12 protein-coding genes are annotated in these 13,549 nt (G+C 71.1%); 8 read left to right on the top strand and 4 right to left on the bottom strand.

What is annotated here, in order from left to right:
* Positions 1 to 35: 35 nt before the first annotated feature.
* Positions 36 to 1,670 carry a chaperonin GroEL gene (gene groL / locus AC5R91_RS12045; protein ID WP_495397235.1) on the bottom strand — a complete coding sequence of 545 codons (1,635 nt, stop codon included), beginning with the start codon at positions 1,668 to 1,670 and terminating at the stop codon, positions 36 to 38.
* Positions 1,671 to 1,963: 293 nt separating this feature from the next.
* Between groL and AC5R91_RS12050 the strand changes: the two genes are divergently transcribed.
* Together AC5R91_RS12050 and AC5R91_RS12055 are read left to right on the top strand one after the other, a co-directional pair.
* Entirely contained in the window at positions 1,964 to 3,067 is a 1,104-nt protein-coding gene (locus AC5R91_RS12050; RefSeq protein ID WP_495397236.1) for a cation diffusion facilitator family transporter, read from the top strand.
* A 144-nt stretch (positions 3,068 to 3,211) separates the two neighbouring features.
* Positions 3,212 to 4,057, top strand: a complete 846-nt coding sequence (locus tag AC5R91_RS12055; protein WP_495393875.1) for an IS5 family transposase — start codon at positions 3,212 to 3,214, stop codon at positions 4,055 to 4,057.
* 127 nt (positions 4,058 to 4,184) lie between these two features.
* Here AC5R91_RS12055 and AC5R91_RS12060 read toward each other — a convergent pair whose 3' ends face one another.
* Together AC5R91_RS12060 and AC5R91_RS12065 are read right to left on the bottom strand one after the other, a co-directional pair.
* A complete protein-coding gene (locus tag AC5R91_RS12060; protein WP_495397237.1) occupies positions 4,185 to 4,670 on the bottom strand; it encodes a universal stress protein in 486 nt (161 codons plus the stop codon).
* Positions 4,671 to 4,757: 87 nt separating this feature from the next.
* Entirely contained in the window at positions 4,758 to 5,627 is an 870-nt protein-coding gene (locus AC5R91_RS12065; protein ID WP_495397238.1) for an SAM-dependent methyltransferase, read from the bottom strand.
* Between the two features lie 410 nt (positions 5,628 to 6,037).
* Here AC5R91_RS12065 and AC5R91_RS12070 point away from each other — a divergent pair, with 410 nt between their 5' ends.
* Both AC5R91_RS12070 and AC5R91_RS12075 read left to right on the top strand, forming a co-directional pair.
* Positions 6,038 to 7,078, top strand: coding sequence for a DUF7064 domain-containing protein (locus AC5R91_RS12070; RefSeq protein WP_495397239.1), 1,041 nt, complete (start codon positions 6,038 to 6,040; stop codon positions 7,076 to 7,078).
* Between the two features lie 151 nt (positions 7,079 to 7,229).
* Positions 7,230 to 7,868, top strand: a complete 639-nt coding sequence (locus AC5R91_RS12075) for a TetR family transcriptional regulator (protein ID WP_495397240.1) — start codon at positions 7,230 to 7,232, stop codon at positions 7,866 to 7,868.
* Here AC5R91_RS12075 and AC5R91_RS12080 read toward each other — a convergent pair.
* The gene (locus AC5R91_RS12080; protein ID WP_495397241.1) at positions 7,836 to 9,017 is read right to left on the bottom strand and encodes an epoxide hydrolase family protein; all 1,182 of its coding nucleotides are present in this window, start codon (positions 9,015 to 9,017) and stop codon (positions 7,836 to 7,838) included. The two genes, AC5R91_RS12075 and AC5R91_RS12080, sit on opposite strands and share 33 nt — an antisense overlap.
* A gap of 477 nt (positions 9,018 to 9,494) precedes the next feature.
* On the opposite strand from AC5R91_RS12080, the gene AC5R91_RS12085 reads away from it, so the two are divergent.
* From AC5R91_RS12085 to AC5R91_RS12100, 4 genes are all read left to right on the top strand, one after another.
* Complete coding sequence (locus AC5R91_RS12085; RefSeq protein WP_495397242.1) at positions 9,495 to 10,646, top strand: phosphotransferase family protein; 1,152 nt, start codon at positions 9,495 to 9,497, stop codon at positions 10,644 to 10,646.
* A 145-nt stretch (positions 10,647 to 10,791) separates the two neighbouring features.
* Positions 10,792 to 11,940, top strand: coding sequence for a thiolase C-terminal domain-containing protein (locus tag AC5R91_RS12090; protein WP_495397243.1), 1,149 nt, complete (start codon positions 10,792 to 10,794; stop codon positions 11,938 to 11,940).
* Entirely contained in the window at positions 11,937 to 12,398 is a 462-nt protein-coding gene (locus AC5R91_RS12095) for a Zn-ribbon domain-containing OB-fold protein (protein ID WP_495397244.1), read from the top strand. The genes AC5R91_RS12090 and AC5R91_RS12095 overlap by 4 nt, the downstream gene beginning before the upstream one ends.
* A gap of 75 nt (positions 12,399 to 12,473) precedes the next feature.
* On the top strand, positions 12,474 to 13,535 hold the full coding sequence (locus tag AC5R91_RS12100) for a hypothetical protein (protein ID WP_495397245.1): 1,062 nt from the start codon (positions 12,474 to 12,476) through the stop codon (positions 13,533 to 13,535).
* Positions 13,536 to 13,549 lie beyond the last annotated feature (14 nt).

Genomic DNA, 13,549 nt, shown 5'->3' on the forward strand with positions numbered 1-13,549 from the left:
CTCGGCGTGGATGCGCGGTGCGGCAGGCCGGCGCGTCAGAAGCCCATACCCGCCATGGCACCCGCGCCGTCCCCGTCCCCGCCCCCGGCGCCACCGGCCGACGGACGGTCCGCCACGACGACCTCGACGGTGAGGAACAGGCCGGCGATCGACGCGGCGTTCTGCAGCGCCGAGCGGGTGACCTTCACCGGGTCGATGATGCCGGTAGCGATCAGGTCGACGTACTCGCCGGTGGCCGCGTTCAGGCCGTGCCCGACCGGCAGCTCCCGAACCTTCTCGACGACGACACCACCCTCGAAGCCGGCGTTGCCCGCGATCTGGCGGAGCGGGGCGGCCAGCGCCAGGGCCACGATCCTCGCGCCGGTGGCCTCGTCGCCGGACAGGTCGAGCTTCTCGAAGGCGGTGATCGAGGCCTGGAGCAGCGCGACGCCACCCCCGGCGACGATGCCTTCCTCGACGGCGGCCTTCGCGTTGGACACCGCGTCCTCGATGCGGTGCTTCTTCTCCTTCAGCTCGACCTCGGTCGCCGCGCCGACCTTGATGACCGCGACACCCCCGGCGAGCTTCGCGAGACGCTCCTGGAGCTTCTCCCGGTCGTAGTCGGAGTCCGACTTGTCGATCTCGTTGCGGATCTGGCTGACCCGACCGGCGATCTGGTCGGGGTCACCCGAACCCTCCACGACGGTCGTCTCGTCCTTGGTGACGACGACCTTCCGGGCGCGGCCCAACAGGTCCAGCGAGGTGCTCTCCAGCTTCAGACCCACATCCTCGGAGATCACCTGCCCGCCGGTGAGGATCGCGATGTCCCCCAGGATCGCCTTACGACGGTCCCCGAACCCCGGCGCCTTCACCGCGACACTCTTGAACGTGCCACGGATCTTGTTGACGACCAGGGTCGCCAACGCCTCGCCCTCGACGTCCTCGGAGATGATGACCAGCGGCTTCGAGGTCTGCATGACCTTCTCCAACAACGGGAGCAGGTCCTTCACCGCGGCGATCTTGCTGTTGACGATCAGGATGTACGGGTCGTCGAGGACGGCTTCCTGACGGTCCGCGTCGGTGACGAAGTACGGCGAGATGTAGCCCTTGTCGAAGCGCATACCCTCGGTGAGCTCAAGCTCCAGACCGAAGGTGTTGCTCTCCTCGACGGTGACCACACCCTCCTTACCGACCTTGTCCAACGCCTCGGCGATCAGACCACCGATCGCCGAGTCACCCGCGGAGATCGACGCGGTCGAGGCGATCTGCTCCTTGGTCTCGACCTCCTTGGCCTGCTTCGACAGCTCCTCGGAGACCCGCTCGACCGCGACCTCGATGCCCTTCTTCAGGCCCAGCGGGTTCGCGCCGGCGGCCACGTTGCGCAGACCCTCACGCACCAGAGCCTGAGCCAGGATCGTCGCGGTCGTCGTGCCGTCACCCGCGACGTCGTTGGTCTTCTTCGCGACTTCCTTGACGAGCTCCGCACCGATCTTCTCGTACGGATCCTCGAGCTCGATCTCCTTCGCGATGCTCACACCGTCGTTGGTGATCGTGGGAACGCCCCACTTCTTCTCCAGAACGACGTTGCGACCCTTCGGACCGAGCGTGACCTTGACCGCATCGGCCAGCTGGTTCATGCCGCGCTCCAGGCCGCGCCGAGCCTCCTCATCGAAGGCGATCATCTTTGACATGGGGATAAATCCTCCTGAGGCTCATGCCTACGGGGAGGAGTGCCGGCCGCCAGCGGGGCCAAGCAACGAAAACGATGGGCCACGTCGTGGGCCCAGGCACCCGTCGCGCCAGAGGTTGGCACTCGACCTGACCGAGTGCTAATGCCTGTATAGCCCTCGGCGTCTCGGAAAGCAATGTCGATACCACGCCGCGAGGTCGTACACCGCTCTGGGTTGACCGGCCAAGGCGGCCGGTGCGATGAGGTGGCAGGTGCGACAGTGCCGCGCTGATCGTTTGCGGTTACGGTGCGGGCATGGGATCCGGTCCTGGCCATGACCACGGCGGGCATCGCCACGATCACGAGCATCGCCACGATCACGAGCACCGCCACGATCACGAGCACCGGGGCGATCACGAGCACCGGGGCGGACACGAGCATGGCGCAGTCGGGCGGTGGGCGCGGCTTCGCGACGGCATCTCGGGAATGGTCGGTGGGCACAGCCATGACAGCGCCGACCAGATCGACGATGCGCTGGAGGCGGACGCCGCCGGCCGGCACGCACTGCTGATCAGCCTGGCCGGTCTCGGTGCGACCGCGGTCGGGCAGGCCGTGGTGGTGGCGCTGTCCGGATCGGTGGCGCTACTCGGCGACACCCTGCACAACGTCGCCGACGCGCTGACCGCCGTTCCGTTGCTCATCGCGTTCACCCTCGCGCGGCGGCCGGCCACGGCCCGGTTCACCTACGGTTTCGGCCGCGCCGAGGATCTCGCCGGCCTCGCCGTCCTGGCGATGATCACGCTGTCATGCGTAGTCGCGGCCTGGACGTCGATCGACCGCCTGGTCCACCCCGAACACGTCGACCGTCTGGGGGTGGTCGCCGCGGCCGCGGTCGTGGGCTTCGTCGGCAACGAAATCGTGGCCCGCTACCGCATCCGCGTCGGTCACCAGATCGGTTCCGCCGCGCTCGTCGCCGACGGGCTGCACGCCCGCACGGACGGCTTCACCAGCCTCGCGGTCCTGTTCGGTGCCGCCGGGGTCGCCGTGGGGTGGCGCTGGGCCGACCCCGTGGTCGGCCTGGCGATCACCGTGGCGATCCTCGGGGTCCTGCGGTCCGCCGCCCGGGTCGTCGGCGCCCGGCTCATGGACGCCGTCGACCCGGGCGTGGTCGCCGAGGCGACCGACACCATGCTGCACACCGAGGGCGTCGAGGCCGTCCGCGAGCTCCGGCTGCGCTGGATCGGGCGCACCCTGCGTGCCGAGGCCGACATCACCGTCGACGCGGACCTCACCCTGACCGCCGCCCATGACGTCGCCCACGCCGCCGAGGCGCACCTGCTGCGCCACATCCGCCGCCTGTCGGCCGCCACGATCCACACCAGCCCGGCCCGCCACCACCCCGCGGCCACCACCACCTAGCTCTAAGAGAGTGTTGGGTAACTGAGGATGTTCGAAGTGTGATGGTGCTGGTGGGGTGGCGTGTCGTGGGGTGTCCGCGAGGATCTTCCGGTCACGATCGGACCGGTGTGTGTCTGTTCGTGTAAGGCTGCCTACGACACGTCGTTGACGGACGGGCAGTGGGCGGTGATCGGACCGTTGTTGCCTGTGCGGGACCCGCGCCGCGGCGGTGCCCCGGTGAAGTACGACCGACGCCTGGTGATCGACTCGATCCTGTACGTGCTGGGAACGGGTTGTTCGTGGCGGCGGATGCCGCATGACCTGGCGCCGTGGGACGTGGCCTACCGGTGGTTTCGGGACTGGACCGCGGACGGGACGTGGGCGCGGGTCCACGACACCCTGCGCGACCGGGTCCGTCTGGCCGACGGGCGGGATCCGCAGCCGTCGGCTGCGGTGCTGGACTCGCAGTCGGTGAAGTCCGCCGAGGGCGGTGAGGCGATCGGCTACGACGCGGGCAAGCGGGTACGCGGCCGTAAACGCCACCTGCTGGTCGACACCTGCGGGCTGCTGCTGACGATGGTCGTGCACTCCGCGTCGGTGCAGGACCGGGCCGGTGCCCGCCGGGTACTGACCGGTCTGCACCAGCTGTTCCCGCAGGTCGGGTTGGTGTGGGTGGACGGCGGCTACGTGAACGTCGTCGATGCCTCTCTGGTGGCCTGGGCGGCCGAGCAGGAGAACATCGAGATCGTCGCTGTTCCGCGTAACGCCGACGTGCGAGGGTTTCAGGTGCTGCCCCGCCGGTGGGTGGTGGAACGAACGTTCGGCTGGTTAGGCAGGTGCAGACGCTTGGCACGCGACTACGAACGTAAGACTGCGCACGCCGAAGCCATGATCCAGGTTGCGATGATCCGGCTCATGGCGGCCCGGCTCGCCGGTGAGGACGTCGAGCCCCACGGTCCCATCGAGACCGAAGCCGCTCGACGCCTCACCGAAGACCTCACCAACGAGTAGCCACCCGGATACCCAACACTCTCTAAGACGAGTAGGTCCGCACCAGGCGGGGGCCGGTTGCGGTGCGTTTTGCACTGTCCGACGCCCTCGGATCCGACCGGCGGGCCGGGACTCCGCCCCGGGCCGGTCAGGTGTTCCCGCCGAGCTGGTCGTCGACATCTGTGGGGACCACCAGGACGGGCCGGCGCGTCCAGTGGATCGTGCGGTGCGAGACCGAGCCGGTGAGCAGCCGTTCCAGGGCGACGCTGACGCCGCCGTGGCGGGTGCCGATGACGATCGCGTAGGCGTCGACGCTGTCGGCGACGGCGAGCAGCTCGGTCGCGGGATCCCCGGCCCGGACATGGAACCGCCAGTGCACGCCGCTGTCCGCGAGCGTGCGGTCCGCCAACGTGCAGACCGCCCTGGACTGGGCGTCCTCCTCGGCCTTGAGGAACCGCTCGGAGACGCGCCGACCGGGCACCGTGGAGACCACTGTGCGAATCTGCGCGGGGCCGAGTAGTTGGACGTGGACGACGTCGAGTTCGGCGTCCAGCCGCTGCGCGAGGTCGGCCGCGAAGACGAGCGCGGCGGGGGCGGCCTCCCGGGTGTCGACCCCGACCACGACGTGCTGCATGCCTACAGGATTTCCCCCAGCGGTGCGGCTTCAGGCCCCCGCGGCGCCATCAATCGCCTCCGAGCGCCACAGAAGTCCGCGGGGAGGCTACGGCTTCCTGGCGATTCCGCCGTACACGCTGACCTGGGCGTCGGTGAGGCCGGGCGGGTCGGGGGCGGCCGGGCGCCAGCGGTGGACCAGCTCGACGCCCGGATCGATCAGCTCCAGGCCGCCGAACAGACCTTCGACCTCGGTGCGGCTGCGCAGCCGCACGGTGATCCCCTGCTTTTCATAGGCGACGGCGAGATCCTGCGTGGCCGGGTCGTAGTCGGCGGTGCCGTTGGTGAGGATCAGGTAGCTGCCCGACGGCAGCGCGTCGACGAGACGGCGGATGATGCCGTGCGGATCGTCCGAGTCCGGGACGAAGTGGAACACCGCGATCATCGACAGTGCGATGGGCAGGCTCAGATCGAGGGTCTCGCGCAGCTCGGGGGCGGCCAGGATGCTCTGCGGGTCGTGGAGATCGGCGTCGAGGTAGGCGGTCCGGCCCTGGGGGGTGCTGGCCAGCAGCGCGCGGGCGTGGGCCAGGACGATCGGGTCGTTGTCCGTGTAGACGACCCGCGCCTGCGGGGTGATGGCCTGGGCGATCTCGTGCACGTTCGGACTGGTGGGGATGCCGGTGCCGATGTCGAGGAACTGCCGGATCCCGGCCTCGCCGGCGAGGTGGCGGATCGCCCGCACCATGAACGCGCGGTTCTGCCGGGCCGCGACGGAGGCGTTCGGGAACGCGGCGCTCGCCTGCTCCGCGGCCACCCGGTCGGCGGGGAAGTTGTCCTTCCCGCCGAGGAAGTAGTCGTAGATGCGGGCCGTGTGCGGCTTGTCCGTCTTCAGATCGATCGACGGATGCTCCTCGGCCAAGGACCTCCACCACGGCCCGACCTCGGACTCCCCGCCACCCACGTCCGGTTCCACCGTCACCAGTCCTCCCAAATCGGGATGATCCCCACCAATCAACCTAGTCTCCGCGGGTTTCGCCCGCATCCGAGGTTGCGCCGGACCCCGGCACGCGGTCTCAGCGGTCCCATGCGATCCCAGCGGCCCGGGGTGCACGGCGCCCGATCCGGTGGCTGACACCTGTCATGCTGCCATCCCGCTGTGTGATCGCCATCCCTGCAAACGGCACGGAAGTGCCACCGGATCGCGACAGCGGGTCAGCCGGGCCGGCCGGCGTGCCGGTCGACCTCACGAGAGGTCCCAGGGCTCGCACGAACAGAATCTGTCAGTCTCATGCCAGAATTCACGGGACTCCGCCGCGGCGAACGGATAGCGTGCGGACGCGTGGCCACCACACCTCCGCCCGCGCCCCGCGCCTCCACCCGAGGTTCCCGATGAGCACCCTGCGCGGCGAGCCGCGCGTCGCGAATCTGTCCGCCGGCCTGCCGCCGGAGCGCGAGCAGGTCGCCGCGTCCTGCCCGCCCGTGCCGGCCTGGACCGAGAACCTGTTGTTCACCCCCTACGACCCGACCCACAACATCGGCATGTGGCTGCATCTCGGCACCGTGGCCGACGCCTGGGAGCTGTGGGAGGACCGCGCGCTCGTCACGTTGCCGGACGGCGAGGGCGTGCTGTCGATGTGGGCCTACCACCGCACCGATCCGGCCCGCCGCCCGGCCGGCGCCAACCTGCGCTTCGAATGCCTGGAGCCGTTCCTGCGCTGGCGGGTCACCTTTGACGGCTTCTGCCTGCGCACGCCGCAGGAGAGCATGCGTACCGGCCTCGTCCACGACGGCGAGAAGGTCCGCCTGCAGCTCGAACTGGAAATCGAGTGCGCGACGCCCGTGTGGGACGCGCACACGGCGGCCGAGGCGGCGACCGGCCGCGGCGGCATGGACCAGCAGCAGTGGGCGAAGGAGCACTACGAGCAGCTCTACCGCGCCCGCGGCACGGTGCGGTGGGGCCGGCGCGAGGTCGCCTTCGACGGCACCGGCTGGCGCGACCACTCCCGCGGCCCCCGCGGGGACGACTCGGTCAACGGCTGGGGCGGACACGTCATCGCCGGCTGCCTGTTCCCGGGCAGCGGCCGCGCCTTCGGGCTGTCCCGCTACTGGTCGACCGACGGGACGGTCACGCTGGAGGGCGGCTACGTCGTCGAGGCCGGAGCGCTGACGCATGTCCGGGTGGTCGACGTGCCCCGGCTCGACGGGCTGGTCGCCAGCGGGGAGGTGCTGCCGTTCGGCCTCGCCTGGCAGGATCGGCGCCTGGAGCTGACCGCCACCACTCGGACCGGGCTGTGGACCACGTTCGCCGGCGGCCTTCCCTACGGCGTCGCCTCCCCCGGCCGGGCGTACGCTATCAACTGGGCTTCCTGCGACTGGGATGGCGACGTGGGCCACGTCTACGTCGAGCGTTCGGACCTGCGGGCCGGCTAGTCCGCCCGCGCGCCGGGCTCCGCGGCCGGGGCGGCAACGCCGGGCCGGCGGCCACGGGCCGGGCCAGCCCGCCACTTGCCTGGCAGCAGGTCGTCGCCGGTAGCAAGTCGCCGCCTGGTAGGCGGTCGTCGGAGACGAGGGAGGACGCCCGGTGGACGGCACGCCGGTGCGCGGCGGCGCGCAGCCGGTGCGGGCCCGCCCTGCGGCATGGTCCGAGCACAAGGCCCGGGTTCGGCAGGCGCTCGTCGACGCCGCACTGGAACTGTTCGCCGAGCAGGGGTACGAGTCCACCTCCACCGAGCAGGTCGCCGCGCGCGCCGGCGTCTCCGCCCGCACCTTCTTCCGCTACTTCGCGACGAAGGAGTCCGTGCTCTTCTTCGGCGAGGACGACTACATCCGTTCCTTCGTCGGTGTGTACCTGGCCCAGCCGGAGTCGCTGACCGAGTTCCAGGCGATGCGGGCGGCCTTCGTCACGCTCGCGCCCGGCGTGGCCCGCCTGCGGGAGCGGATCAGGCTCTACCACGTCGCAGTCGCCTCGTCGTTCCTGCTGCGCGGCAAGGAGCACGACAACCAGCAGGGCAATCGGGCGCTCATCGCCCGGGCGGTCGCCACGCGGCGCGGCCTCGCGCAGCCCGACGAGAGCTGTGAACTGCTGGCCGCGATCGGGATCCTGGCCGAACAGCGCGCGATGCAGCGTTGGCTGCAGGGTGCGCCGTCCCGCAGCCTCGGGTCCTACGTCACCGCCGAGTTCGCGACGCTAGCCGATCTCATGGGCCCCGTCGCGCAGTGAGCGGAAGAACGCCCGGACGTCCTCGGCGAACAACTCCGGTTGCTCCAGGGCGGCGAAGTGACCGCCGCGGGGCAGTTCGCTCCAGTAGCGCAGGTCGTAGTGTGCCTCGACGCAGCGCCGGGGCGGCGTGAAGATCTCCCTCGGGTAGACCGCGACCCCGGTCGGCACGGTGACCGGCCGGTCCGGGGCGTCGAACAGGCCGGCCCGCATCGACTCGCGGTAGAGGCGCACCGACGAGCCGATCGTGCCGGTGACCCAGTAGGTGGTGATGTTGGTGAGCAGATCGTCGCGGCTGATCGCCTTCTCCACATCGCCGTCGCAGTCGCTCCACGCCCGGAACTTCTCGACGATCCAGCCGGCCAGGCCCGCGGGCGAATCGGCCAGGCCGTGGGCAAGCGTCTGCGGCTTGGTTCCCTGGATGGCCTGATAGCCGGTCTCGGTCTCGGTGAACCGCACGACCCTCTCCAGCGCGGCGCGCTCGGAGTCGCTCAGCGCCGCCATGGCGGCCTCGTCGGGCGGCGGCGCCAGGACCAGGTTGAGGTGGATGGCCAGCAGCCGGTCCGGATGGTGCGCGCCGAGGAGGCTGGCGGCGATGCCACCCCAGTCGCCGCCCTGGGCGGCGAAACGCTGGTAGCCCAGTCGGGCCATCAGCTCGACGAGGGCGTCGGCCACCCGACGGATGTGCCAGCCACCCTCGCGGGTCGGTCCGGACCAGCCGTATCCCGGCAGGGACGGGCAGACGACGTGGAACGCCTCGGCGGGGTCGCCGCCGTGCGCCGGCGGGTCCACCAGCCGGTCGATGACGTCGAGGAACTCGATGACCGACCCGGGCCAGCCGTGGATGAGCAGCAGCGGGACGGCGCCGGGATGCGGCGACCGGGCGTGAATGGCGTGGATGGGCGTCCCGTCGACCGTGGTCAGAACGTGCGGCCACCGATTGATCCGGGCCTCGGCGGTCCGCCAGTCGAAACCGTCCGCCCAGTATTCGCAGAGGTCCCGCAGGTAGTCCAGATCGGTGCCGTACTCCCAGCCCGTCCCGGGAATCTGATCGGTCCAGCGGGTGCGCCGCAACCGGTCGCCCAGATCGTCGAGAACGGCCTGATCCGTGCGGACCGTGAACGGCTGCGGCGAGGAATCGGCCTGCGGCATCGCGGCGCACCTCCTGTTCCCCCGAATACTGACCGACAGGCACCACCGGCCAGCCGTGAAGGCGTGCCGGATCACCATCCGTCGCCGAACACTTTCTGGCATCCAACTGCCACGTCGACGAGAGGATCGGACTCGGGCTGACCAGACTATGGATCATTCCAACCGTTCGCGCAAGGGTTCTCAGCAGAAGCTCTCCACCGAGGTCAGGGCCGGGTAAGTCGAGCTCTGGAGCATCGACGATCAGTCATTGACTCTGACACTTCACTGCCATACAGTGCGTCGGCGTCATCGCCGGCCGTCGGGTCAGCCGCGATCCCGCCGCCCGCCGGTCGGCGCAGGTGATGACCGTTCCCGCGATCAGCCGAACGGCGGACGTTCCGCGTCCGATGCGACAACCGCGGGTGCCGGTGGCTCCTTTGTGGTGCTCGGCGAGAAATCCCGCCGAGCACATATTCGTCCCGCCGCGAGGAGAACACGTTGCCGGAGTTGACGAACGCCAGCTACATCGAATCCGGGCTGCCGACCCGGGACCGTCAGCGCGATCCGGAAAAGACGCGGCAGGCGCTCGAGTCCTGGTTCTCGACGGCCCTGCCGCACCGGTCCGATCTGCGCGTCACCGAGGTGACGCTGCCCAGGACCGCCGGGGTGGCCAACGAGACGTTGTTGTGCGAGACGAGCTGGACCGAGGCCGGGGTGGTCCGCTCGGCGGGCTACGTCGTGCGGGTCAACTCCCCCGACTTCCTCTACAAGGACGCCGACCTCACCGTTCACGCCGAGATGTACCGGGTGTTGGGCCGCGAGCCGGGCATTCCGGTTCCCGCGGTCGTCGGCCTGGAGACGGACACCGGCGTCCTCGGCGAGACGTTCTTCGTCATGGAGCGCGTGGAGGGTCGCGTGCCCGGGGACACCCCGCCGTTCCACACCACCGGTTGGGTGCATGACCTGGTCCCCAGCGATCGCGCCGTGCTGTGGCGCAACGCGGTCGAGGTCATGGCCCGGCTGCACCAGGTCGATCCGGCGAAGGTGGCGTTCCTCGACCGTCCGCACCTCGGTCCCGACGGCCTGCGGCAGGATCTCGCGCACTGGTTCGACGTCGCGGCCTGGGTGGCGCGGGGGCGCACCGATCCGGTGATCGCCGCGGCCGAGCGGTGGCTGAGCGCGCACCTCCCGCCCACCGGCATCACCGCCCTGGCCTGGGGCGACTCCCGGCTGCCGAACCTGATGTTCCGGGGGCTCGACGTGGCGGCGGTCTTCGACTGGGACATGGTGTGCCTGGCCGGCGCCGAATCGGACCTCGCCTGGTGGACGGTCATGGACTACAGCAGCACGGAGTCGGTCGGCGTCGAGCGATTACCGGGGATCGGCAGCCCGGCGCAGACCGTGTGCCGATGGCAGGAGCTCGTCGGCCGCGAGGCCGCGAATCTGGACTTCCACCTCGTCTTCGCGTCGTACCGGCTGGCGGTGATCCTGCGGCGGCTGGGCGACCTGTACGGGGCGACGGGGGCGATGGCGCCGGAGACGGTCGAGGAGCTGCGCACCAACAACTTCGGGCAGCAGTACCTCGTCCAGATCCTCGACCTCTCCCACCCGCATCCGGTCACCTTGACCTGGCCGGGCCTGGAGATCTGAGCCCGACGTCAGCGCCAGGGCTGGACCCCACCACCGCACGCGGCTACGATTCTGGCAGTACAGTGTCAGAAACTCGCGGTGAGGTAGCGACGTCCGTCGGGGCGTCGGCGTCGCGCCGGGACGTGGGAACGCGCCGGGAGGGGCAGTGAGTCGTTCGTTAGGGGGCGCGGCCGTCGTCGGGATCGGGCGGTCGCCATTCGTGCGCTCCTCGGGGCGCACCACGCTGTCTATGGCCGCGCAGGCCGCGCGGGAGGCGCTCGCCGACTGCGGGCTCACCGCCGCCGACGTCGACGGCTTCACCTGTTACTCGACGGGTGACAGCGCGGGCCCGAGCCAGGTCGCCCACGCCATCGGGGTCGACGACCTCGGGTGGAGCCTGAGCGTCCTGGGCGGCGGCAACATCGTCACCTCGACCGTGGCGGGGGCCGCCGCGGCGGTGCTGACCGGCCAGGCGGAGGTGGTCGTCGTCTACCGGGTGCTCGGCTCGCAGACCCGGTACGGCCGGGCGTTGGAACGGGTCGAGGTCGACGGCGAGGGGCAGTTCGCGGGGCCGCATGGCTACCTCGTGCCGCCCCAGTGGTTCGCGATGTTCTGCCGTCGCCACCAGTACGAGTACGGATCCACCGCGGCGGACCTGGGCGCCATCGCGGTGCAGGAACGCGACCACGCGGTGCGCAACCCGCACGCGGTGGCCCGCTCCCCCATCACCCTCGACGACTACCTGAACAGCCGGTGGATCAGCGAGCCGTTCCGGCTGTTCGACTGCTGTTACGAGATCGACGGCGCGGTGGCGATCGTGGTGACCAGCGCCGAGCGGGCCGCTGACCTGCCACACCGTCCCGTCCACCTGCTCGGCGCGGCCGACAGCAACCGTTTCGGCGGCTCGGTCGACCAGTGGGACGACCTGAGCTGCATGTACTCCCGGGACACCGCGCCCCGACTGTGGTCGCGCACCGGGCTGCGCCCCGCCGACATCGACGTCGCCTGCATGTACGACTGCTTCACGTTCACCGTGATGGCGACCTTCGAGGACTTCGGGTTCTGCGCCAAGGGCGAGGTCGGCGACTACTTCCGCGCCGGCCGGGCCACCTACGGCGGCGACGTCGTCGTCAACCCGCACGGCGGCCTGCTGTCCGAGGGCTACATCCACGGCCTGAACCACCATTACGAGGCGGTCCTGCAACTGCGCGGAGACGCCGGGGAGCGCCAGGTGCACGGCGCCGAGACGGCGCTGGTCACCTCCGGCGCCGGCCCCTTCGGCGGCGCCCTCGTCTACGGGACGGCGGCGGCATGACCACGACGCACGAGGAGCGCCCGAGCGTGGGGGCCGATCCGCTCAGCCTCCCGCCGCAGCCGGTGCCGGACGCGGTGACCGCGCCCTTCTGGGCGGCCCTGGCCGAGGGCCGGCTGGCCATGTGCCGCTGCGGGCACTGCGGGCTGTGGCTGCAACCACCGCTCGAACGGTGCCGGCGGTGCGCGGGGCCGACCCGGTTCACCGACGTCGCCGGCACCGGCACCGTCTACTCCTTCATCGTCCAGCACCGGGCGACCGTGCCCGGCTATCTCGACGACCTGCCCTACGTGGTGGCTCTCGTCGAACTCGACGAGCAGGCCGGCCTGCGCCTGCCCGCCCGGATCGTCGGCGTCGACCCGGCGCAGGTGCGCTGCGGGCTGCGGGTGCGGGCCGAGTTCGCCGAACTGCCCGGCGGGGACTTCACCGTCGCGGTCTTCCGTCCGGTGGACGGCCCCTGACCGCGGGCGGCCCGGCTTGTCACGCCGATTCCGGCACCGGGCCGCGGGAATGCCGCCCACGGTAGGCTGCGCAATGTGGCGGGGGGATTGTGGGCACGGATAAAAAGCGGCTTCGCCGCGGACGCCGAACACGTGACGACGTGTTTTCTGCCGGCACCGGGATCGGCGCCGATCTGGCCGGCGCAGGGATATCTGCGGCTGTGGCTCGCCGAGGGTTTCCTCGCGAAGGCACGGAGCTGGGGAAACGACCGCTTCCCGGTGCTGCATGCCGGCGCGTCGCTGACGTTCGGCGCCGGCGCGCCGGTCGCGTTCACGACGTTCTCGCGGCCGGCCGCCGCCTGGGCGGTGCCCGGCGACCAGCTTGATTTCCCCATCACCCCGCTGCTGCCGTTCAACGGCGGCACCGTGGAGATCGAGGCGGCGGTCTACCAGGCGACCCAGACGGGTCCGCTGGGCACGGCCGCCTCGCTCGTCGCCGGTTTCGCCGAGCTGCTCGGGCCGCCCCTGGCGACCGCGGCGTCGGTGGCGAACGCCATCTCCGCCGGCCTGGACTCGCTGATCGGCGCGTCCGGCGACGATCCGGTCCTCGGCGTCCACTACGCGATGATCAGTCCCGGTGGCGGCGGCCAGCCGGTGCAGGCCGGCCACCTCGCCGTCGTGAACGCCCCGCCCGGCTCGCTGCCCGGGGAGCTCACGATCGACGCCGACGGCCGGCTCGCCGTCCGCGGCGGCCCAGCCGGCGCCGGCGGCGCACACGGTGACGCAGAACGGCGGCTGACCGGGGTCGACTACCTGGTCGTGCGGGTCGAGACCCGCACCGAGCACGACGTCTGGCTGTCGCCGGCGATGACGGCGCTGATCGGCCAGGCCCGGCTGGCGCGGGCGCACGGGCGCGCGGGGGCGTTCGCCGACCACCGCGCCGAGGCCGTCACCCTGGCCTGGACGTCCGCCGACTACGTCGAGTCCGACCGCCCCCGGATCGCCGCCGCGATCGCCGCCGCCCTGGACGCCGGCCCCGAACAGGCCGCCTTCGGCGACCCCGGCGCCACCGTCGCCGACGAGGTGATCGCCCTGCTGCCCGCCCGCGACGACCCCGCCCTCGCCGCCCTCACCCTCGCCGCCCTGCTCGCCCCCTGACAGCGGCGGCCACC

The sequence above is a fragment of the Frankia sp. BMG5.60 genome, from assembly GCF_059428125.1.

Coding starts and splice junctions, on each gene's coding strand:
- AC5R91_RS12080 (WP_495397241.1), bottom strand. CDS start 9,017: ATGCCGCAGGCCGATTCCTCGCCGCAGCCGTTCACGGTCCGCACGGAT.
- groL (WP_495397235.1), bottom strand. CDS start 1,670: ATGTCAAAGATGATCGCCTTCGATGAGGAGGCTCGGCGCGGCCTGGAG.
- AC5R91_RS12095 (WP_495397244.1), top strand. CDS start 11,937: ATGACCACGACGCACGAGGAGCGCCCGAGCGTGGGGGCCGATCCGCTC.
- AC5R91_RS12050 (WP_495397236.1), top strand. CDS start 1,964: ATGGGATCCGGTCCTGGCCATGACCACGGCGGGCATCGCCACGATCAC.
- AC5R91_RS12070 (WP_495397239.1), top strand. CDS start 6,038: ATGAGCACCCTGCGCGGCGAGCCGCGCGTCGCGAATCTGTCCGCCGGC.
- AC5R91_RS12060 (WP_495397237.1), bottom strand. CDS start 4,670: ATGCAGCACGTCGTGGTCGGGGTCGACACCCGGGAGGCCGCCCCCGCC.